Raw genomic sequence first — 20,958 nt, forward strand, 5'->3', positions numbered from 1 at the left:
GACAACATATAGCACTGCGGCGGCGGTTGCCAGTGGCCCCGCCCCGTGGGCCCGGTCGGCGGGGTTGAGCGCATCGCGGAGGTTGCGCTTGCGCATGGCGGTCCAGTGCGGAAAGCTGAGCGTGAGCAGCACCGGACATCAGAGAGCCCAAGGCCCATGTCGCTTCCCCTTTCCGGCGTTACCATCGTCGATTTCAGCCGGATTCTCTCCGGCCCCTATGCCACCATGATCCTCGCCGATCTCGGCGCGGTGGTGATCAAGGTCGAGCGCCCGGGGCGCGGTGACGGCGCCCGCGCCCTGCCGCCGCTGAAAGACGGCAAGAGCGGCTTTTTCGCCGCGATCAACCGGGGCAAACGCTCGATTGCGCTGGATCTGGAGGCCGACGCCGACCGCGCCGTGCTCGACAGGCTGCTGCAACGCGCCGATGTTCTGGTGGAGAATTTCCGCCCCGGAGTGATGGCCCGGCACGGGCTCGACTGGGAGACGCTGCGCCATCGCCTGCCCCGGCTGATCTATGCCTCGGTAAGCGGCTATGGTCAGACCGGCCCCGATGCCAAGCGTCCGGCCTATGACGCGGTGGCGCAGGCACGCGGCGGGCTCATGGGGCTGACCGGCACGCCGGCTGCACCAGCGCGGGCGGGAAGCTCGGTCGGCGATCTGGCAGGCGGCATGTTCCTCGCGCATGGTATCCTCGCCGCGCTCTACGACCGCGAGAAGACCGGGCGCGGACGGCGGGTCGATATCGGGCTGCTCGACGCGCAGCTTGCATTGATGGAGCAAGCGGTGCCGCAGACCGCGCTCGGCCCCGCGCCGCAGGCCTCCGGCACACGCCACCCGTCGCTCGCGCCCTGCGAAGCGGTGGCCGCCTCCGACGGGCCCTTCGTGCTCGCCGCCGGGACCGATGCGCAGTTCGAGCGGCTCTGCCTCGCGCTGCAACTGCCGCTGGCCGAGGATCCGCGCTTTGCCGACAATGCCGCCCGGCTCGCCCATGTCCGGCTGCTGAAACGGCTGATCGAGGCCGCCACGCTGGAACATCCGCGCTCGCACTGGCTTTCCAGGCTCACTGCCGCCGGCGTGCCCTGCGCCCCGATCCAGAGCATGGAGCAGGTGATGAAGGATCCGCAGCTTCTGTCGCGCAACATGATCGTCGATGTGCTCGACCGTTACGGGCGCGCCAGCTTCAAGGCCGCCGGCAACCCGATCAAGATGTCGGATATGGAAGACCGTCCGGCACGCCCCGCCGCGCCGGAGCTCGACGGCAACCGCGCCGATATCCTGCGCTGGCTGGGCACGGACTGAGGGCGGACTGAGGGCGAAATACCCGGCAGCTTCGACCGCGCCGGCGCGCGGCTGAGCCCATTGTGTCGCTCCCAGACGCCGGGCAGTTGCCATCGCTCAGTAGTGCGGCGGCGTCACGCTCCACACGACGACCGTTCGCTGCTGCGTCGGGTTGGCATATCCGTGCGGGCGGTTGCAGTCGAAATGAAAACTGTCGCCGGCATTCAGGAGATAGGTTTCTCCCTCGATGCGCAGTTCGAGCTGCCCCTCGCTGACATAGCCGGCTTCTTCACCGTCATGCGCATAAAGATCGCCCGAACTGGCGCCGGGCTCGAAGGTACAGAGCAGCATCTCCAGATTCCCGCCGAGCGTCGGGCACAGAAGCTCGTCGCGAATACCGGACTCGAAGCGAAGCGCGGAACGGCGGGCGGCGCGGACGACCACCGCGGCCTCGGGATCGGCGGTGCGGTCCGGATCCGGAAAAAACCAGCTGATGTTTACGCCGAGCGCTCGGGAAATCGTGCTGAGGGCGCGGATCGACGGCACCGCCTGCTCACGTTCCAGCTGGCTGAGATAGCCAACCGAAAGCGAGGTCGCGCCGGCGAGCTGTTGCAGGGTCATCCCCTTGGCCTTGCGAAGCTCGCGCATGCGCGCACCGACGATCTGTTGTGTGTCCCTCGCGTTGCCCCGGGCCGCGCCCTCCCTGTCGTCCTGCCATTGACTCATCTAAATTTTATATCCATTTTTTTGATGAAAGATAGAATCCTCGGAACCAATTATGCTCAAAACGATCCGCAAAGTCACGGAGACAGCGCCTGATTCCGCCCGGTTTGGTGGCCCCGCAGCGATCCTCTGCGCCACGGCGCTCATGGCGTTGCAGGATGCGCTGGTGAAGCTGCTGAGCACGGGGCTGCCGCTGTGGCAGCTGTTTTTTCTACGCTCTGTGCTGATCCTGCCGCTGTTGGCGGTTCTGGTTCTTCGCACCGGTCACGGGCAGCTTCGCCCGGCCGTGACCCGGCATGTGCTGCTCCGCTCGACGCTGATCGTGGCGATGTATGTGTTCTTCTACGCTGGCCTGCCGGTGCTGGAACTTCCGGTGGTCTCCGCCGTCTACTACACCGGTCCGCTGCTCATCGTCGTGTTTTCCGGCCTTTTCCTGCGAGAGCCCATCGCCATGCCTCAATGGATCGCCGTTCTTGCCGCGTTCATCGGCGTCCTGATCGTGCTGAGACCCGCAGGAGACGCATTTTCCATGGCCGCGCTGATCCCTCTGGCCTCGGCTCTGTGCTACGCGCTTGCGATGGTCGCGACGCGCGGGCGCATGGGTGCGCTGAATGCCTGGGTGCTGACCTTTTCGCTCAATCTCGTCTTTGCCGCAGCCGGTCTTACCGGCATGATCGCTTCCGCGCTTGTCGATATGCCGGAGCGCTATCCGTTCCTGCTCACGGCCTGGGTGCCGCTCGGCATGGACACCGCGCCGGCGATTGTGATTCTGGCGCTCATATCGATCGCGATCCATGTGCTTTTGGCCCGCGCCTATCAGCTCGGCCCGACAGTCGTCGTGGCGGGACTGGATTTCGCCTATCTCGGCTTTGCCGCGATCTGGGCCGCGCTGTTCTTCGGGACCGTTCCGTCTTCGCCGGTCGTTCTCGGCACCTGCCTGATCGCTGCCGCCGGGCTCTACGGTCTGATAAGCGGACGACGGAAACGCTGAAAGCCGCTCGCGTCCGGCGCATCGCGTATAAGCGACGTCCCGCACCCTGCCGCATCCGGCCCGCGCATGTTCGCTTCGCCGCTATTTCTCCGCGGCGACAGCGCCTATGCTTGAGATAAGAGCCAGCAGGACGCGTCATGACCCAGGATCCCCTCGTCGTCTTCACCCCCTCGGGCAAGCGCGGCCGCTTTCCCGCCGGCACCCCCGTGCTGACCGCCGCGCGGCAGCTCGGCGTCGATCTCGATTCCGTCTGCGGCGGGCGCGGCATCTGTTCGAAATGCCAGGTGGTCCCGGGCTTCGGCGACTTTCCCAAACACGGCATCCATTCCAGCAAAGACGCGCTCTCGGGCTGGAACACGGTCGAGGCGCGCTATGACGAAAAGCGCGGCCTGCCGCCCGGGCGGCGGCTGAGCTGTCAGGCGCAGATCCTCGGCGATGTGGTGATCGACGTGCCACCGGAAAGCCAGGTGCACCGGCAGGTGGTGCGCAAGGCGGCCTCGGCGCGGGTCATCGAGATGGACCCGGCGACGCGGCTCTATTACATCGAGGTCGAGGCGCCGGACATGCACGAGCCGACCGGCGATCTCGAACGCATCGCGCGGGCGCTGAAGGCGCAATGGGGTATCGAAAAGATATCCACAGAGTTTTCCACACTTGCCTCCCTGCAACCTATCTTGCGTAAAGGCGACTGGAAAATCACCATCGCTCTGCACAAAACCGATATTTCCGCCGATCCGCGCCTCATCGCCGCCTGGCCCGGACTGCACGAGGCGGGGATCTACGGGCTGGCGATCGACCTCGGCTCCACCACCATCGCCGCGCATCTGACCGATCTCGACAGCGGCGCCGTCATCGCCTCCTCGGGCATCATGAATCCGCAGATCCGCTTTGGCGAGGATCTGATGAGCCGCGTCTCCTATGCGATGATGAATCCCGGCGGCGATGCCGAGATGACCACCGCCGTGCGCGAGGCGATCTCGACCCTGGCCAGCGAGATCGCGCGCGAGGCCGGCATCGACCCGGCGCTGATCCTCGAGACGGTGTTTGTCTGCAATCCGGTGATGCATCACCTGCTGCTGGGCATCGACCCGGTGGAGCTGGGACAGGCGCCCTTTGCGCTCGCCACCTCTTCGGCGCTCAATCTCACCGCCGCCGATCTCGGGCTGACCACCCTGCCCGCCTCGGCGCAGGTCTATATCCTGCCCTGCATCGCCGGCCATGTCGGCGCCGATGCCGCCGCCGTGGCGCTGTCGGAGCAGCCCGGCAAATCCGAAGACCTCGTGCTCATCGTCGATGTCGGCACCAATGCCGAGATCCTGCTCGGCGACAAGACCCGGGTGCTGGCCTGTTCCTCGCCCACCGGCCCCGCCTTCGAGGGCGCGCAGATCAGTTCCGGCCAGCGCGCCGCCGCCGGCGCCATCGAGGCGGTGCGCATCGACCCGGAGACCAAGGAGCCGCGGTTCCGCATCATCGGCAGCAAGTTCTGGTCGGACGAGCGTGGCTTTGCCAAGGCGGTGGCGCGCAGCGGCATCACCGGGATCTGCGGCTCGGGCATCATCGAGGCGGTGGCCGAGATGCGCATGGCCGGCGTGCTGGACGCCTCGGGGCTGATCGGCTCGGCGGAGCAGACCGGCAGCGCGCGCTGCATCGCCGAGGGGCGCACCCATGCCTATGTGCTGCATGACGGGCGCGCCACCGGCGGGCCGCTGATCACCGTGACCCAGGGCGATATTCGCGCCATCCAGCTGGCGAAGTCGGCGCTTTATGCGGGCGCGCGGCTGCTGATGGACACGCGCGGCGTCGATAAGGTCGACCGGGTGGTGCTCGCGGGCGCTTTCGGCGCGCATATCTCGCCGCTGCATGCCATGGTGCTGGGGATGATCCCCGATGTGCCGCTCGACAAGGTGACCTCGGCGGGTAATGCCGCCGGCACCGGCGCCCGGATCGCGCTTTGCAACCTCGCCGCGCGGCGGCAGATCGAGACGGATGTGGGCGCCATCACCAAGGTCGAGACCGCCATCGAGCCACGCTTTCAGGAGCATTTCGTCGCCGCCAACGCGATCCCCCACGCCACCGATCCATTCCCGGAACTGGCGCGCAAGGTGACCCTGCCGCAGGTCGGCTTCAAGAAGGGCGACGAGGGCGGCGGACGCCGCCGGCGGCGCCGGGCGTAAACGCAGACCGACCTGCCCGGCGGCAGTGGCGCCCAGCGGAGCGGCAGCGCGCGGCCTGCGGGACACGCTCGCAGGGGCAACACGAATTCGTCGGTTGCGCCAGACGCCCCGGCATGCTTCCTGCGCAACGGAAACCCGGAGATCCCGCCATGCTGCGCCGCCTCTACGACTGGACGATGTCGCTCGCCGATCATCCGCGGGCGCTCTGGGCGCTGGCGGCGGTGTCTTTCATCGAGGCCTCGGTCTTTCCGATCCCGCCCGATGTGCTGATGATCCCCATGGTGCTGGCGGCACCACGCCGGGCCTGGCTGATCGCGCTGGTGGCGACCGTGTCCTCGGTGCTGGGCGGGCTCGCGGGCTATGGCATCGGGCATTTCTTCTTTGAAGGGCTGGGCCGGCCGATCCTGGAGGCGCTCGGCAAGGCAGATCACATCGAGGCGTTCAATGCGCGCTTCAACGGGGTGGGCTTCTGGGCAGTGCTGATCGCGGGCGTTACCCCCTTCCCGTTCAAGGTGATCACCATCATGTCGGGCTGGACGGCGATGCCGCTCGGCACCTTCGTCGTGACCGCCATCGTCGCGCGCAGCTTCCGCTTCTTCATCGTGGCCGGGCTGCTCTGGGGCTTCGGCACGCCGGTGCGCGATTTCATCGAGCGCCGGCTCGGCCTCGTCTTCACCCTCTTCGTGCTGCTCCTCTTGGGTGGCTTCTACCTCGTGAGGTATCTTTGAAACGCTCTCGCACGCTCCTTGTCCTGCTCGCCGCCGCCGGCTCCGCCGCGGTGTTGCTGGGCGCCTTCGGCTTTCAGTATCTGGGCGGCCTGCCGCCCTGCAAGCTCTGCCTCTGGCAGCGCTGGCCGCATGCCGCCGCCGTGCTCTTCGGCGCCGGCGCACTGGCCACACGCGGGCCTCTCATGCCGCTGCTCGGGGCGCTGTCTGCCGCGACCAGCGGCGGCATCGGGGTCTATCACACCGGGGTCGAGCGCGGCTGGTGGCCGGGTCCGGACAGCTGCACCGCGTCGGGCCAGATCACCGGGATCAGCGCCGACGATCTGCTGAACCAGATCATGAGCGCCGAAATCCAGCGCTGCGACGAGGTGCTGTGGGATCTCTTCGGCCTGTCGATGGCGAGCTGGAACGCGATCGTGAGCCTGGTGCTCGTGGCGCTGTGGCTGGCCGCCGCGGCAAAGAGCACGCGCCAGGGCTGATCGCGCGGGAGCGGTTCGGACCGGGGGCGGTGGGCAGATTGCCCACCCTACGGGCCACGCCCGACAACGAGATCCCCCGTAGGGTGGGCAATCTGCCCACCCTTTTTTACGCGCTCGTCACAAAACCCGTGAAAAACAGCCCTCAACCAAAGTTGTAGGGCGCCCATCCTGCATCTTTCGACCCATGGCAACCGGGGGCACGCGCCGTCAGATCGGTCTCCGAGGCAGGGGCACAGCCCGCTGCCGCGTCGTAACCCAAGGAGACACCACATGACCAAGATCCTCGCCGCCGCCCTCGCCGCGCTCACCCTCGCCGCCCCCGCCATGGCCTCGCCCGATGTCGATACCGAGACCGCCGCCCAGGTGCGCGAAAAGCTCACCGCCGAAGGCTACGAGGTGCGCAAGATCGACAATGAGGACGGCATGATCGAGGTCTATGCGCTGAAAGACGGCGCGCGCTTCGAGCTCTATCTCGACGCCGACCTGAACGTGGTCCGCTCCAAAACCGAAGACTGAGCCACGTGCGGCCCCGGGGCATCGCTCCGGGGCCGATGCACATCGCCGTAAAGGAGCATCGCCATGACCCGCCACCCCGTCTGGGACCCGCTGCTGCGGGCGTTCCACTGGAGCCTCGCCGGGCTCTTCACCGCCAACGCCTTTTTCACCGACGACGAGAGCGCCGCCCATGAATGGGTCGGCTACGCCATCGGCGGGCTGATCGCGCTGCGCCTGATCTGGGGCTTTGTCGGCCCGCATTCGGCGCGCTTCGCCAGCTTCCTGCCCAACCGCGAACGCATCCGCGGCCAGCTCACCGATATGGCCACCGGCCGCCGCCGGGTGCATCTGATGCACACCCCCATCGGGGCGCTGATGATCTACAACCTGCTGCTGACCCTCGCTGGCATCGTCGCCACCGGCGTGATGATGACCACCACCATGTTCTGGGGCATCGGCTGGGTCGAGGAGATGCATGAGGTTCTGGTCGGCTGGGCCGAGATCTCGGTGCTGCTGCATGTGGCCGCCGTGGTCTTCGAAAGCCTGCGCACCGGGGTGAACCTGCCCGGCGCGATGATTACGGGTGTCAAAAACGTGCCGGATGGGGCAAATATCGAGGCATGACAACCGCCACACCGACCGGAGCCGAGCGCTCCGCCCCGCTTGTCGGGCTGATCGCCGTGCAGATTCTCTGCGCGGCCTTCTTCCTCTTCGATGTCGCCCGCGATGGGATCGAGATCGGCTGGCCGCCCTTCACCCACTGGGAATTCGTGGTGGAGCTGCTGGCGGCGCTGTCGCTGATCGCGGCGGTCGCGGTCGAGCTGCGCTGGCTGATGGCACTGTTGCGGCGCAAGGCACATCTTGAGCGGCAGCTCTCGCTGGCCGCCGGCGCCTTTCACGACATCGTTGCGGCGCAGTTCGACAGCTGGGGGCTGACGCCCTCGGAACAGGATGTGGCGATGCTGACGCTCAAGGGGCTGGCCATCGCCGAGATCGCCGAAATCCGGGGCTCGGCGGAAGGCACGGTGAAATCCCACCTCAACGGCATCTATCGCAAGGCCGGGGTCACCGGGCGCGGCGCCTTCCTCAGCCTCTTCATCGAAGAGCTCATGTCCACCCCCCGGAGCCCCCTGCCAGAAGGCGCGTGACAGCGCCCCTGCGCTCTGGCATGACGGCGCCATGACCAATCGGATCGCGATATGGATCGGCCTGATCGTCGTCGCAGCGCTGGCGGCGGATATCTGGCTCTATGGCTCGGAACATATGCTGTTTCTGGGCCGCAAGCTGTTCGTTCTGCTCGATTGGCTGGCCTTTTGGCATTGAGTTCCGGCGCTAAACCAGAGCCCCCGGCGTGGCGCAGGTTGACTTAGCGTTGGCAACCTGATGACGTGCGCGCATCAGCCGGATACCGAACAGCGAGGAGATATCCATGACCGTCAAAGTCGCCATCAACGGCTTCGGGCGCATCGGGCGCAACGTGTTGCGCGCTATCATTGAATCGGGCCGCACCGATATCGAGGTGATCGCCATCAACGACCTCGGCCCGGTCGAAACCAACGCCCATCTGCTGCAATTCGACAGCGTGCACGGCCGCTTCCCGGTCGAGGTGAAGGTCGATGGCGACACGATCGACGTGGGCCGCGGCCCGATCAAGATCACCGCGATCCGCGACCCCAAGGAATTGCCCTGGGGCGATGTGGACGTGGCCCTGGAATGCACCGGGATCTTCACCGCCCGCGAAAAGGCGGCGCTGCATCTGGAGAATGGCTCCAAGCGCGTGCTGGTCTCGGCCCCGGCCTCCGGCGCCGACAAGACCATCGTCTTCGGCGTCAATGACAGCGCGCTGACCGCCGACGATGTCGTGGTGTCGAACGCCTCCTGCACCACCAACTGCCTGTCGCCGGTGGCCAAGGTGCTGAACGATGCCATCGGCATCGAAAAGGGCTTCATGACCACGATCCACTCCTATACCGGCGACCAGCCGACACTGGACACGATGCACAAGGATCTTTACCGCGCCCGCGCCGCGGCGATGTCGATGATCCCGACCTCCACCGGCGCTGCCAAGGCCGTGGGCCTCGTGCTGCCCGAGCTGAACGGCAAGCTCGACGGTGTGGCGATCCGGGTGCCGACACCGAATGTCTCGGTGGTGGATCTGGTCTTCGAGGCCAAGAAAAGCACCACCGTGGAAGAGATCAACGACGCGATCCGCGCTGCCGCCAATGGCCCGCTCAAGGGCATTCTCGGCTACACCGACAAGAAGCTCGTGTCGTCGGATTTCAACCACGACTCGCACAGCTCGGTTTTCCACACCGATCAGACCAAGGTGATGGAGGGCAGCATGTGCCGCATCCTGACCTGGTATGACAATGAATGGGGCTTCTCCAACCGCATGTCCGACACCGCTGTGGCACTGGGCAAGCTAATCTGATCCTCCGTCGCTTTGACGACGCAGACAATTTCGAGGGGCGGGGCCGGCGATGGCCCCGCCCCTCGTCTTTCAGAACCTCGCGCGCGGCGGCATAGCCCTGCCTTGCGCCCTGCTCCGCCGAGGGCGCAGCCGGATGGGACGGAAGCAACCCCACCGTTACCGGCGTGGGCAGTGGAATGGCCCGTCGCCGCGTCGCCGGGCCTGTGGACGGCGTATCCGCGCCGGGCGCGCGCATGCCATCGCCAAGATCGGAGCGCGCTGCGGCAGCGCACCGGCGGTTCGGATTTCCATCCCGTCACCTCTTGAACGACATGGCGTTAACGTCGATGCGGAAAGGCTGAGAAGGTCTTACCCGGCCACGGGCCGCGCGGGGCCACGAGGCCGCCATGCAAAACATGCAGGCCGGGTTTGGGTTTTCGGAAGTTGTGCTGCGACGCAGCATTCCCCAGGTTAGCGCCATCAGAAACAGAAGGCGTCCCAAGGAGAGACCCATGACCCGCCTTTACGAAACCCTCAGAGAGCGGCTCGACCGCCGCGCCCGCTACCGCCGCACCCTGCGCGAGCTGCGCAGCCTGCCGCTGGATACGGCGCTCGATCTCGACATCTATCACGGCGACGCCCGCCGCATCGCCAGCCAGGCCGTCTACGGCCGGGGCTGATCGCCGCGCGCTTTTCCTGCGGACGGTGGGCACATTGCCCACCCTACACGAGATCCGCAGGGTGGGTTTTCAACCCACCGCACGCGGCAGGGCAAAAGCTCAGGCGAAGCGTGCCTTAAGCGCCTCATGGACCGGCGGGGTGACGAATTTGCTCACATCGCCGCCGAGACGGGCAATTTCCTTCACCAGCTTCGAGGCAATGGCCTGATGCCGCGCCTCGGCCATGAGGAACACCGTCTCGACGCTGTCGTCGAGCGCCCGGTTCATGCCGACCATCTGGAATTCATACTCGAAATCCGCCACGGCGCGCAGGCCGCGCACGATGATCTGCGCGCCGACATCGTGGGCGCAGTCGATCAGCAGATTCTCGAACGGATGGGGCACGATCTCTGTGCCGGTCTGCTCGGAGAGCGCGCGGCATTCGGATTCGATCATCGCAACGCGCTCTTCCAGCGTGAAGAGCGGCCCCTTGTCGCGGTTGATGGCCACGCCGATCACCAGACGATCGACCAGCGCGGCGGCGCGGCTGATGATATCCATATGGCCCAGGGTGATCGGATCGAATGTGCCGGGGTAAAGACCGATGCGCATGGGGCCTCCTCAGTTTCCCAATTCCCGGCACGCAACAATATTGCCCAAATGAATGCAACCCCGAAAGGCAGGAGATTTTACGCCAGAGGCCCGGTGCGGGGACATGGCAGCGCAAACAAGGGTAACGCCCCGGCGGATCACACCGAATCCATGCCTCGCGCGCCGGCGCGCCGCCATGGGCCCTGCGGGAATCGGGCGGCGCCTCCGGGGGCTTCAATATCCCATGATCATGCCCTGAAGCGCCTCTTTCTCCATTGCCAGTTCAGAGATATGCGCCTTGACCACGTCGCCGATGGTGATGATCCCGACCATTACGCCGTCCTCGACCACCGGCAGGTGACGGAACCGGCCCTCTGTCATCCGCGCCAGCACCACATCGCTGTCCTCGGCGCAGGTACAGGTCTGCACTGCTTTCGTCATAAGATCGTCCACCCGGCTGGTCAGACAGACACCGCCCTCCGCAGCGATGCGGCGCACGATGTCGCGTTCGGACAGGATGCCCAACGGCGTCTGCCCGTCCTCGGAGATCACCACGCCGCCGATACGGCGCTCGGCCAGCACCTGCGCCGCCGCGGCGACGCTCGTGCCCGGAGCCACCGTGACGACACCGTCGTCGGCCTTGTCCTTGAGAATTTGCTGCACCTGCATTCGGCTCTCCTCCAATCGCGTCTCTGCATGTGCATTCAGCGTCCCCGCACTGCGACAATCTGTCAAGTCAGACCTTCGAGCCGGGTCAATTCCCGCCGTACCCCCTGCACCAGTGCGCGGGCAAATGTGTCGAGCCGGCCCAATCTGCGGTCATCCGCATGGCGAATGAGGTAGAAACTGCGCGTGAGCTCCACCCGGTCGGCCAGCACCTTGCGCAGCCCCGGCGCCGCCGGCAGCGCGAAATCGTGGACGATTCCCAGCCCGGCGCTCTGGCGCAGCCAGTGGAACTGCACCGAGACCGAATTCGACGCCAGCCCGACCCGTTCGAGCCCGATATCGGCGAGGTAATCCAGCTCCTTGTCGAAGATCATGTCGGGGATATAGCCGACGATGCGGTGATCGCGCAGATCCTCCAGCGTGCGGATCGGCGGGTGCTGCGCCAGATAATCCTCTGACGCGGCCAGATGCAGCCGGTAATCGGTGAGCTTCTGCACCACCAGCCGCCCCGCCGTGGGGGCAGAGACGCCGATGGCCAGATCCGCCTCGCGCCGCGACAGGTTGACGATGCGCGGCAGGGCGACGATCTGCACCTCCAGCTCGGGGTTCTCGGCGGCGATCTCCGCCACCACCTGCGGCAGCAGGAAATTGGCGCAGCCATCCGGCGCGCCGATGCGGATCTGCCCCGACATGCCCTCGCCCGCCGCGCCGCGCACCGCCTGCGTGCCCTGCCCCAGCGCCCGCTCGGCAGCCTCGGCATGGGAGAGCAGCCGCGCCCCCGCCTCGGTCAGCGCATAGCCCTGCGGGCTCTTGGCAAAGAGCGGCTGGCCGAGGCTCTCCTCCAGCCGCGCCACGCGGCGGCCCACCGTCGCCGGATCCATCCGCAGCGCGCGGCCGGCGCCCGACAGGCTGTCGCCCCGCGCCACGGCGAGGAAAATCCGCAGGTCGTCCCAGTTCTCCCGCATGGCATCTCTCCCGCAGGGTATCCTTTGCGTTTTTGCAAAACCTTTTTGCCCGATTACCTCTGTGATCGGCATTTATGCAAGACTAACCTGCCGCCAAATCATGAAAGACTCCGGAGGATCGACCGTGAAAGAGCTCACCCATTTCATCAACGGCCAGCACGTCAAGGGCACATCGGGCCGCTTTACCGAGGTGTTCAACCCCGCCACCGGCGAGGCCATCGCCAAGGTGCCGCTGGCCACCGCCGCCGAGCTCGACGAGGCCGTCGCCAAGGCCGCCGAGGCGCAGAAGGCCTGGGGCGCCACCAACCCGCAGCGCCGGGCGCGCGTGATGATGAAATTCGGCGCGCTCATCAACGAGCATATGGACGAGCTGGCCGAGCTGGTTTCGATGGAGCATGGCAAGACCCTGCCCGACGGGCGCGGCGACGTGCAGCGCGGGCTGGAGGTGATCGAGGTCTGCATGGGCGCGCCGCATATGCTCAAGGGCGAGTTCACCAACGATGGCGGCCCGGGCATCGACCTTTATTCCATGCGCCAGCCTCTGGGCGTGGTCGCCGGCATCACCCCGTTCAACTTCCCGGCGATGATCCCGCTGTGGAAGATGGGCCCGGCGCTGGCCTGCGGCAACGCGATGATCCTGAAACCCTCCGAGCGCTGCCCCTCGACCTCGCTGCGCCTCGCCGAGCTGGTGATCGAGGCCGGCCTGCCCGCCGGCGTGCTTCAGGTGGTGAACGGCGACAAGGAGGTGGTCGACGCGATCCTCGACAACGAGACCGTGGCCGGCGTGGGCTTTGTCGGCTCCACCCCGATCGCGCAGTACATCTATGGCCGCGCCGCCAATAACGGCAAGCGCGCGCAGTGCTTCGGCGGCGCCAAGAACCACATGATCGTCATGCCCGATGCCGATCTCGACAAGGCGGCGGATGCGCTGGTGGGCGCCGGCTTCGGCGCCGCGGGCGAACGCTGCATGGCGATCTCGGTGGCGGTGCCGGTCGGCAAGGAAACCGCCGACGCGCTGGTCGAAAAGCTGGTGCCGCGCATCGAAAAGCTCAAGGTCGGCCCCTACACCGCCGGCGACGACGTGGATTACGGCCCCGTCATCACCGCCGCCGCCAAGGACCGCATCGAAAAGCTGGTGCAGTCCGGTGTCGATCAGGGCGCCGATCTGGTGGTCGACGGGCGCGGCTTCGAGCTTCAGGGCTATGAGGACGGGTTCTTTGTCGGGCCGTCGATGTTCGACAACGTGACCCCGGATATGGAGATCTACAAGGAAGAGATCTTTGGCCCGGTGCTGAGCCAGGTGCGTGCCGACAGCTACGAAGACGCGCTGAACCTCGTGATCGACAACCCCTATGGCAACGGCACGGCGATCTTTACCGCCGATGGCGACACCGCGCGCGATTTTGCCAACCGGGTGAATGTCGGCATGGTCGGCATCAACTTCCCGATCCCGGTGCCGCTGAGCTACCACACCTTTGGCGGCTGGAAGAAATCGGCCTTCGGCGATCTCAACCAGTACGGCCCAGACGCCTTCCGCTTCTACACCAAGACCAAGACCGTCACCGCGCGCTGGTTCTCGGGCATCAAGGAAGGCGGCGAATTCAACTTCAAGGCGATGGACTGACCTCTTCCGCCTGTTAAATCGCTACGCGCCCCGGGTCCTCGACGGCCCGGGGCGTTGCGTTTCAGGGCATTTAGCGCGTGTCGCCCAGCCCGCCATCGCTGGCAAACCCGTCACGCGGGCTCTTTTCGGCGCCGAGACCGCTCAGCTCGCCGCGCTCGGACGTCGTTTTCGCCTCGGCGCCCGATGCGGCAACCAGCGTCAGCGCGGCGAGGATCAGCGAGAAAAAGGCGATGCGGGTCATGATGCGGTCTCCAAAATGGCGGGTCGCAATCTGGCCACCACTGTGCCGCGGGTCCGCGTCTCGTCCTATTCCGGAAAACCAGACCCTTTCGGGGATTGCCTTTTTCGACATATTGCAGACATTTTGATCAAACCGGTCGGGCCAGGGTCACGTCCGGCAGTTCCGTTCCACAGGCCGTTCCCGCATGTCCGTCTCGTTCCGTATCCTGCCACAGCATGGTATCGTCTATATCCGCTACGAGGGCTTTGCCCTGTTCGACGATACGATCCGCGCGGTCGGCGCCTATACCCAGCATCCAGAGTCGAGTCCGGGGCAGAAACATCTGGTCGACCTGTCGCGCATCACCGGGATCGAGCAGGATTTCGTCAAACTGATGCAAATCCAGGCACTCAAGGCCGATGCCTTTATCGGCGGCGGCGCTCAGACGATGATCGTCTATTATGCCCCGACGCCGCTGGCCTTTGAGGTCTCCAAGGTGATCCTGCGCTCGTGGGACGGCATCGACGCGGTGGTTCCCCTGGTCCAGCAAAGCGAGACCGGAACACTCTCCCTGCTCGGCGTCGGTCTGCCGAGTTTCGCAGCGCTGCTCGAAGGCACCGACTGAGCCGGCAGACCGGCGCAGCGGACACTGCCTGCACACGCCTTGTCCGAATCCGCCAGAAAAGATATATTTAAACCACCTGTTTTGGTGTGGTGCATCATGGCTGTAGACGTTTCCGTCTTCGAAAGCCGCAATCTCGCGTATGCCCGTTTTCACGGCAACGTCACCCCTGTGGACAATTTACGTGCTTTCGACAGCATCCTGACCGACCCCCGCACCCGCGCCGATACCGCCCACCTCGCCGACCTGTCGGCGGTCAACGACATGGAGACGGACTTTCTGCAAACGCTCTCGCTCGTGGCCACCCAGACCCGGCTGACCGGGCGCGTGCTGCCCGGCACCAGATACGCGGTCTTCGCCCCCGACGACCTCACCTTTGGCGCCGCACGGATGTTTCACCAGATCGCCGAAACCGCGCTGCCCTATCAGATCGAGGTGTTCCGCCGCGAAGCGCCGGCGCTCGCGCATCTGCGCCAGCCCGAACGCTCGATCTCGGATTTCCTGATCGCCGCCGAATAGCCCGGGCCTTGCCGCAATCGCCGCTCTCTGCTTTTCTTGTCGCGCACGGGGGGAGGAGACGCGGAATGGATGCGCCGGAATTCAGCCTCGGGATCGAAGAGGAATATCTTCTCGTCGATCGCGACAGCCTGGCGCTGGCCGAGGCGCCCGAGGCGCTGCTCGCCGCCTGTTCCGAAGAGCTCGAAGGCCAGGTCACCCCGGAATACCTGCAATGCCAGATCGAGATCGGCACCCGCCCCTGCGCCGATATCGCCGCCGCGCGCGAGGATCTGCGCCGCCTGCGCCGCACCGTCTCGACACAGGCCGCGCGGTTCAACCTGACGCCCATCGCCGCCTCCTGCCATCCGCTGGCGGACTGGAAGAACCAGCACCACACCGACAAGGACCGCTATAACGACCTGCGCCGCGATCTCGGCGGCGTGGTGCGGCGCATGCTGATCTGCGGCATGCATGTGCATGTGGGGCTGGGCGATGACAGCCTGCGCGCCGATCTGATGCGCCAGGCGAGCTATTTCCTGCCGCATCTGCTGGCGCTCTCCACCTCCTCGCCGTTCTGGCAGGGGCAGGATACCGGGCTCGCCAGCTACCGCATTTCCGTCTTCGACAACCTGCCGCGCACCGGGTTGCCGCCGAATTTCACCAACTGGCAGGATTACCAGCGCTCGGTGCAGGTGCTGGTGGATCTGGGGCTGATCGAGGACGCCTCCAAGATCTGGTGGGATCTGCGCCCCTCCTCGCGCTTTCCGACGCTGGAGACGCGGATCATGGATGTGCAACCGCGGCTCGAGGACACGCTGATGCTGGCGGCGGTGAACCAGTGCCTGATGCGCATGCTCTGGCGACTGAGGCGGCGCAACCAGCGCTGGCGGATCTACGAGAACTTCCTGATCGGCGAAAACCGCTGGCGGGCGCAGCGTTATGGCGTGACCGAGGGGCTGATCGATTTCGGCGCGGCGCGGATCGTGCCCTTCGCCGATCTCGCCGAAGAGCTGATCGCGCTGCTGGCCGAGGATGCCGAGGCGCTCGGCTGCCTGGCCGAGATCGAGCGTATGCGCCGCATCGTTGCCGAGGGCAATTCCTCGATCCGCCAGCGCGCGGCGGCCGAGGCGGCGGGCGGCGACGGCGAGGCCCGGATGCGCGCGGTGGTCGGCCATCTCATCGAAGAGTTCCACGAAGGGATCTGAGGGGCGGCGCGCGGCTCCCTTGCAAGGCCCGCGCCGCCGGGGCACAAGGGCGCCGGCCAGCGCTAGCGGAGACCGCCATGAAGACCTGCATCGTCACCTCCGATTTCTTCGTTCCGGGCGAAACCTTCATCAACCGCCATATCGAACACATCTTCGGCGGCGACACCTGCGTGCTAACGGGCCGGTTCAACGGCACCGATCCGCTGGGCAAGCCGCTCTTCGTGCGCCGCGCCCCCCTCAGCCCCGCCGACAGGCTGCGTGCGCCCTTCGCCATGGGCTGGAACGCCGCGCTGGAAGGCACCGGCCGCCTGCCCTTCGGCGACAACCGCCGCCGCCTCGCCGACTGGCTGCGCGCGGAGAAGGTCGAGGTGATCCTTGCCGAATTCGGCACCCAGGCGCTGGTGGTGGCCAGGCTCGCAACCGAGCTGGACCTGCCGGTCTTCACCTATTTCCGCGGCACCGATGCTAGCTTCGCCCTGCGCTCGCGCCAGATCGTGCGCGCCTACAGGCGCATGATGCCAAGGCTCGACGGAGTGTTCTCGGTCAGCCGGTTCCTGCTCGACAATCTCGCCCGCCACGGCGTCACCCATCCCAATGCCCATGTGGTGCCCTCCGGCGTCGATATCCGCCGCTTCACCCCAGGCGAGAAACGCCCCGGCTCCTTCCTCGCCGTGGGTCGCATGGTGGAGAAAAAGGCCCCCGAGGTCACGCTGCGCGCCTTCGCCAGGGCCGCGCAGGGCCGCGAGGCGCATCTCACCTTCATCGGCGACGGCCCGCTGCTCGATCCCTGCAAGGCGCTCGCCGCCGAGCTCGGCATCGCCGCGCAGGTGACCTTCACCGGCGCGCTGCCGCATGACGCGGTGCGCGAACATCTCACCACCACCGAGACCTTCCTCCAGCATTCGGTCACCGCCGCGAACGGCAATACCGAGGGCCTGCCCACCGCCATCCAGGAGGCGCTGGCCTGCGGCTGCATCACGCTGTCCACCTGGCATGCCGGCATCCCCGAGGCGGTGGAGGACGGCGTCAACGGGCTGCTGGTACCGGAATGGGACGAGGCGGGCTTTGCCGCGCGCATCGCGCAGCTGCTCGACATGTCCGACCGCAGCGCCATGACCCGCGCCGCCCGCGACACGGCGGTGGCGAAATTCGACAATGCGGTGCTGCTCGAAAAGGTCGAAACGGTGATCCGCGACCGGCTCGCCACCCGCGCCCGCGCCTGATCCCCGCGCGCCCGCCCCTTCATCTTTCTGCAAATACTCAAAAAATCCCCTCGCGCCGCCGCTGCCACCCGCACCGCGCGGGCCGCAGGCGCGCGCCTCCGGCGACGAGGCCCCGCCTCGGCGCAATCCCTGCCGCTTGCCCTTGCATCCCGTGGCGACTCCCGGCACATTATGAACAATCGTTCAATTTCCATCTCGGCAGGGAGGAGCCCATATGGATTTCGCACTGAGCGAAGAACAAACGGCCATTTTCGACATGGCCTACGGGTTCGGGCAGGAGCATATCGCACCCTATGCCCGCGACTGGGAGACACAGGGCAGCATTCCAAAGGAGCTCTGGCCCGAGATCGGCGCGCTGGGGCTCGGCGGGATCTATGTGAGCGAGGCGAACGGCGGCTCGGGGCTCACCCGGCTCGATGCGACGCTGGTCTTCGAGGCGCTCAGCATGGCCTGCCCGTCGGTCGCCTCCTTCCTGTCGATCCACAATATGTGCGCCCGGATGATCGACGCCTACGGCTCCGAGGATCTGCGCGCGCGCTACCTGCCCAAGGCGCTGACCATGGAGACGGTGCTCTCCTACTGCCTGACCGAGCCGGGCGCCGGCTCCGACGCGGCGGCGCTGAAGACCCGCGCGGAAAAGACCGACACGGGCTACAGCCTCACCGGCACCAAGGCCTTCATCTCCGGCGGCGGCTATTCCGATGCCTATGTGGTCATGGCCCGCAGTGGCGGCGAGGGTCCGCGCGGGGTCTCGGCCATCGTGGTCGAGGACGGCGCGCCGGGGCTCAGCTTCGGCGGGCTCGAGGACAAGATGGGCTGGCGCTCGCAGCCGACGCGGCAGGTGCAGTTCGACGCGGTCGCGGTGCCGGCGGCGAACCTGCTCGGCGAGGAGGGCAAGGGGTTCAACTACGCCATGGCCGGGCTCGATGGCGGGCGGCTCAATATCTCCGCCTGTAGCCTCGGCGCGGCGCAGGCGGCGCTCGACGCGACACTGGCCTATATGGCCGAGCGCGAGGCGTTCGGGCAGAGCATCGACCGCTTCCAGGCGCTGCAATTCCGCCTCGCCGACATGGAGATCGAGTTGCAGGCGGCGCGCACCTTCCTGCGTCAGGCGGCGTGGAAACTCGACCAGGGCGCGCCGGATGCGACGAAATTCTGTGCCATGGCGAAGAAATTCGTCACCGAGGCGGGCAGCAGGGTTGCCGATCAATGCCTGCAACTGCATGGCGGGTATGGATATCTCGCCGATTACGGGATCGAGAAGATCGTGCGCGACCTGCGCGTGCACCAGATCCTCGAAGGCACCAACGAAATCATGCGGCTGATCGTGGCCCGCACGCTGGTCGCGCGATGACCGGCGGGGCGCGCACCAAATCTCTTCGAAGAGATTTGCAAAATCCTTCGAAGGATTTTGCCGCCAACGGAAAGACCTGTTCATGACCGACATTCACACCAACATCGAGGGCCGCGCCGGGCGCATCACCCTCACCCGCCCCAAGGCGCTCAACGCGCTCGACCACGAGATGTGCCTCGCGATCGAGGCGGCGCTCGACGCCTGGCGCGACGATCCGCAGGTCTCGCTGGTGATGATCGACGCCGAGGGCGAGCGCGCCTTCTGCGCCGGCGGCGATATCGCGGCGGTCTACCGTGCCGGGCTTGTGGGCGATTACGAGGCCGGGCGGGCCTTCTGGCGCGACGAATATCGCATGAACGCCAAGCTCGCCGAGTACCCCAAGCCGGTGGTCAGCTTCCTGCACGGCTTCGTCATGGGCGGCGGCGTCGGGCTCGGCGGGCATTGTTCGCACCGCGTGGTGGGCGAGAGCGCGCAGATCGCCATGCCGGAATGCGGCATCGGTTTCGTGCCCGATGTCGGCGGCTCGCTGCTGCTGGCGCGCGCGCCGGGCGGGCTTGGCGCCTATCTCGGCCTGACCGCGGCCCGCATGGGTCCGGGCGACGCGCTGCATGCCGGCTTTGCCGATTGCTTCATCCCCGAATCCCTCTGGCCGGCGCTGAAACAGGCGCTTGCGGAAACCGGTGACGTGGCCGCGCTGGACGCCGCCGCCGACACCCCGCCCGCAAGCCCGCTCGCCGCCGCGCAGCCGGAGATCGACACGCTCTTCGCCGCCGGCCCGCTGGCGGAGATCGCCGCGCGGCTGGAGCAGGCGGAGGGCGAGATCGCGGACCCCGCGCGCAAGGCGGTGGCGCGCAACTCGCCGCTCTCCATGGCGCTGACGCTGGAGATGCTCGCCCGGCTGCGCGCGCAAGAGAGCGATATCCGCAGCGCGCTGCGGCAGGAATACCGGGTCTCGCACCGCGCGGCGGAGATGGGCGATTTCCTCGAAGGCGTGCGCGCGCAGATCATCGACAAGGACCGCAACCCGCGCTGGCGTTACAGGCTCAAAGAGATCACCCCCGATCTGGTCGCGGGGTTCCTGGCGCCGCTGGGCGCGGACGAACTGGCGCTGTGACGCGCCGCGCAAGGGAGGAGACAGACATGAAGATCGGATTTATCGGGCTGGGCAATATGGGCGCGCCGATGGCCGCCAACCTGGCAAAAGCCGGCCATGAGGTCACCGGCTTCGACGTAGCGGGCGCCACGGCGGAAGGCGTGGCACAGGCCGCCAGCGGGCCGGAGGCGGTGAAGGGCGCCGAGGTGGTCATCACCATGCTCCCCAACGGCGCGATCCTGCGCGATGTCGCCGCCGAGCTGATCCCGGCCATGGCGCCGGGCGCGGTGTTTCTCGATTGCTCCACCGTGGATGTGGAGAGCGCCCGCGCGGTGGCCGAACAAGCCGAGGCCGCGGGGCTTGGCGCGCTCGACGCGCCGGTCTCGGGCGGCATCGGCGGCGCGGCCGGCGGCACGCTGACCTTCATGGTCGGCGGCTCCGAGGCGGCCTTTGCCACCGCCAAGCCGCTCTTCGACATCATGGGGCAGAAGGCGGTGCATTGCGGCCCCTCGGGCAATGGTCAGGCGGCGAAGATCTGCAACAATATGATCCTCGGCGTCACCATGATCGCCACCTGCGAGGCCTTTGCGCTGGCCGACAAGCTGGGGCTCTCGCGCGAGGCGATGTTCGATGTGGTCTCCACGTCCTCGGGCTATAGCTGGTCGATGAACGCCTATTGCCCGGCGCCGGGCGTCGGGCCGCAATCGCCCTCGGACAATGGCTACAAGCCGGGCTTTGCCGCCGAGCTGATGCTGAAGGATCTGGGCCTCTCGCAGCAGGCCGCCGAGGCCGCCGATGCCGACACCCCCATGGGTGCCGCGGCGCTGGCGCTCTACAAGAGCTTCGTCGAGGACGAGGGCGGCAAGGGCATGGATTTCTCGGCCATGCTGCCGAGGTTCGAAAAACGCGGGCGCGGCTAAGCCGCACCTGCGGGCTCTGGACCCTGCCCGCGTCGCCTGACAC

24 protein-coding genes are annotated in these 20,958 nt (G+C 66.7%); 19 read left to right on the forward strand and 5 right to left on the reverse strand.

Annotated elements, in window-relative coordinates; genetic code table 11:
• The first annotated feature begins 156 nt into the window (after positions 1–156).
• Positions 157–1,299 (forward strand): CaiB/BaiF CoA transferase family protein, encoded by a 1,143-nt coding sequence (locus I6N89_RS16940; protein ID WP_207019667.1) that lies wholly within the window; start codon positions 157–159, stop codon positions 1,297–1,299.
• Positions 1,300–1,395: 96 nt separating this feature from the next.
• On the opposite strand, the gene I6N89_RS16945 is transcribed toward I6N89_RS16940, so the two are convergent.
• A complete protein-coding gene (locus I6N89_RS16945; protein WP_207019669.1) occupies positions 1,396–2,004 on the reverse strand; it encodes a cupin domain-containing protein in 609 nt (202 codons plus the stop codon).
• Positions 2,005–2,056: 52 nt separating this feature from the next.
• Here I6N89_RS16945 and I6N89_RS16950 point away from each other — a divergent pair, with 52 nt between their 5' ends.
• The 10 genes from I6N89_RS16950 to I6N89_RS16995 all read left to right on the forward strand — a co-directional run bounded on the left by I6N89_RS16950 (position 2,057) and on the right by I6N89_RS16995 (position 9,955).
• On the forward strand, positions 2,057–2,992 hold the full coding sequence (locus tag I6N89_RS16950; protein WP_207019671.1) for a DMT family transporter: 936 nt from the start codon (positions 2,057–2,059) through the stop codon (positions 2,990–2,992).
• A 137-nt stretch (positions 2,993–3,129) separates the two neighbouring features.
• Positions 3,130–5,166, forward strand: coding sequence for an ASKHA domain-containing protein (locus I6N89_RS16955; RefSeq protein ID WP_207019673.1), 2,037 nt, complete (start codon positions 3,130–3,132; stop codon positions 5,164–5,166).
• A gap of 149 nt (positions 5,167–5,315) precedes the next feature.
• On the forward strand, positions 5,316–5,894 hold the full coding sequence (locus I6N89_RS16960) for a YqaA family protein (RefSeq protein WP_207019674.1): 579 nt from the start codon (positions 5,316–5,318) through the stop codon (positions 5,892–5,894).
• The gene (locus tag I6N89_RS16965; protein ID WP_207019676.1) at positions 5,891–6,370 is read left to right on the forward strand and encodes a disulfide bond formation protein B; all 480 of its coding nucleotides are present in this window, start codon (positions 5,891–5,893) and stop codon (positions 6,368–6,370) included. Before I6N89_RS16960 ends, I6N89_RS16965 begins: the two co-directional genes overlap by 4 nt.
• Before the next feature lie 270 nt (positions 6,371–6,640).
• Entirely contained in the window at positions 6,641–6,886 is a 246-nt protein-coding gene (locus tag I6N89_RS16970; RefSeq protein WP_207019678.1) for a PepSY domain-containing protein, read from the forward strand.
• A gap of 63 nt (positions 6,887–6,949) precedes the next feature.
• On the forward strand, positions 6,950–7,489 hold the full coding sequence (locus tag I6N89_RS16975) for a cytochrome b/b6 domain-containing protein (protein WP_207019680.1): 540 nt from the start codon (positions 6,950–6,952) through the stop codon (positions 7,487–7,489).
• A complete protein-coding gene (locus I6N89_RS16980) occupies positions 7,486–8,013 on the forward strand; it encodes a helix-turn-helix transcriptional regulator (RefSeq protein WP_207019682.1) in 528 nt (175 codons plus the stop codon). Before I6N89_RS16975 ends, I6N89_RS16980 begins: the two co-directional genes overlap by 4 nt.
• 31 nt (positions 8,014–8,044) lie before the next feature.
• Positions 8,045–8,188: a hypothetical protein gene (locus tag I6N89_RS16985; protein ID WP_207019684.1), complete on the forward strand. Its 144-nt coding sequence runs from the start codon at positions 8,045–8,047 to the stop codon at positions 8,186–8,188.
• Positions 8,189–8,294: 106 nt separating this feature from the next.
• Positions 8,295–9,296 carry a type I glyceraldehyde-3-phosphate dehydrogenase gene (gene gap, locus I6N89_RS16990; protein ID WP_207019686.1) on the forward strand — a complete coding sequence of 334 codons (1,002 nt, stop codon included), beginning with the start codon at positions 8,295–8,297 and terminating at the stop codon, positions 9,294–9,296.
• Positions 9,297–9,787: 491 nt separating this feature from the next.
• Positions 9,788–9,955: a hypothetical protein gene (locus I6N89_RS16995; RefSeq protein ID WP_207019688.1), complete on the forward strand. Its 168-nt coding sequence runs from the start codon at positions 9,788–9,790 to the stop codon at positions 9,953–9,955.
• A 99-nt stretch (positions 9,956–10,054) separates the two neighbouring features.
• Here the strand turns inward: I6N89_RS16995 and coaD are convergent, their stop codons facing one another.
• From coaD to I6N89_RS17010, 3 genes are all read right to left on the reverse strand, one after another.
• Complete coding sequence (gene coaD / locus I6N89_RS17000; protein WP_207019690.1) at positions 10,055–10,546, reverse strand: pantetheine-phosphate adenylyltransferase; 492 nt, start codon at positions 10,544–10,546, stop codon at positions 10,055–10,057.
• 213 nt (positions 10,547–10,759) lie between these two features.
• Complete coding sequence (locus I6N89_RS17005) at positions 10,760–11,194, reverse strand: CBS domain-containing protein (RefSeq protein ID WP_207019692.1); 435 nt, start codon at positions 11,192–11,194, stop codon at positions 10,760–10,762.
• Positions 11,195–11,256: 62 nt separating this feature from the next.
• Positions 11,257–12,156, reverse strand: a complete 900-nt coding sequence (locus I6N89_RS17010; protein WP_207019695.1) for a LysR family transcriptional regulator — start codon at positions 12,154–12,156, stop codon at positions 11,257–11,259.
• Between the two features lie 124 nt (positions 12,157–12,280).
• Between I6N89_RS17010 and I6N89_RS17015 the strand changes: the two genes are divergently transcribed.
• Complete coding sequence (locus I6N89_RS17015) at positions 12,281–13,780, forward strand: CoA-acylating methylmalonate-semialdehyde dehydrogenase (RefSeq protein WP_207019697.1); 1,500 nt, start codon at positions 12,281–12,283, stop codon at positions 13,778–13,780.
• A 70-nt stretch (positions 13,781–13,850) separates the two neighbouring features.
• On the opposite strand, the gene I6N89_RS17020 is transcribed toward I6N89_RS17015, so the two are convergent.
• Entirely contained in the window at positions 13,851–14,021 is a 171-nt protein-coding gene (locus I6N89_RS17020; protein ID WP_207019699.1) for a hypothetical protein, read from the reverse strand.
• 184 nt (positions 14,022–14,205) lie between these two features.
• Between I6N89_RS17020 and I6N89_RS17025 the strand changes: the two genes are divergently transcribed.
• The 7 genes from I6N89_RS17025 to mmsB all read left to right on the forward strand — a co-directional run bounded on the left by I6N89_RS17025 (position 14,206) and on the right by mmsB (position 20,915).
• Positions 14,206–14,625, forward strand: coding sequence for a hypothetical protein (locus tag I6N89_RS17025; protein WP_076703837.1), 420 nt, complete (start codon positions 14,206–14,208; stop codon positions 14,623–14,625).
• Positions 14,626–14,721: 96 nt separating this feature from the next.
• On the forward strand, positions 14,722–15,141 hold the full coding sequence (locus tag I6N89_RS17030) for a hypothetical protein (RefSeq protein WP_207019701.1): 420 nt from the start codon (positions 14,722–14,724) through the stop codon (positions 15,139–15,141).
• A 65-nt stretch (positions 15,142–15,206) separates the two neighbouring features.
• Positions 15,207–16,325 carry a carboxylate-amine ligase gene (locus I6N89_RS17035; RefSeq protein ID WP_207019703.1) on the forward strand — a complete coding sequence of 373 codons (1,119 nt, stop codon included), beginning with the start codon at positions 15,207–15,209 and terminating at the stop codon, positions 16,323–16,325.
• A 77-nt stretch (positions 16,326–16,402) separates the two neighbouring features.
• Positions 16,403–17,548: a glycosyltransferase gene (locus I6N89_RS17040; RefSeq protein WP_207019705.1), complete on the forward strand. Its 1,146-nt coding sequence runs from the start codon at positions 16,403–16,405 to the stop codon at positions 17,546–17,548.
• Between the two features lie 214 nt (positions 17,549–17,762).
• The gene (locus I6N89_RS17045; protein ID WP_207019708.1) at positions 17,763–18,902 is read left to right on the forward strand and encodes an acyl-CoA dehydrogenase family protein; all 1,140 of its coding nucleotides are present in this window, start codon (positions 17,763–17,765) and stop codon (positions 18,900–18,902) included.
• A gap of 82 nt (positions 18,903–18,984) precedes the next feature.
• On the forward strand, positions 18,985–20,016 hold the full coding sequence (locus I6N89_RS17050; protein ID WP_207019710.1) for an enoyl-CoA hydratase/isomerase family protein: 1,032 nt from the start codon (positions 18,985–18,987) through the stop codon (positions 20,014–20,016).
• Positions 20,017–20,042: 26 nt separating this feature from the next.
• Positions 20,043–20,915: a 3-hydroxyisobutyrate dehydrogenase gene (mmsB, locus tag I6N89_RS17055; protein ID WP_207019712.1), complete on the forward strand. Its 873-nt coding sequence runs from the start codon at positions 20,043–20,045 to the stop codon at positions 20,913–20,915.
• The last annotated feature ends 43 nt before the right edge of the window (positions 20,916–20,958 follow it).

Origin of the sequence: Salipiger abyssi, assembly GCF_017311415.1 — a bacterium.
Taxonomy (GTDB): domain Bacteria; phylum Pseudomonadota; class Alphaproteobacteria; order Rhodobacterales; family Rhodobacteraceae; genus Salipiger; species Salipiger abyssi_A.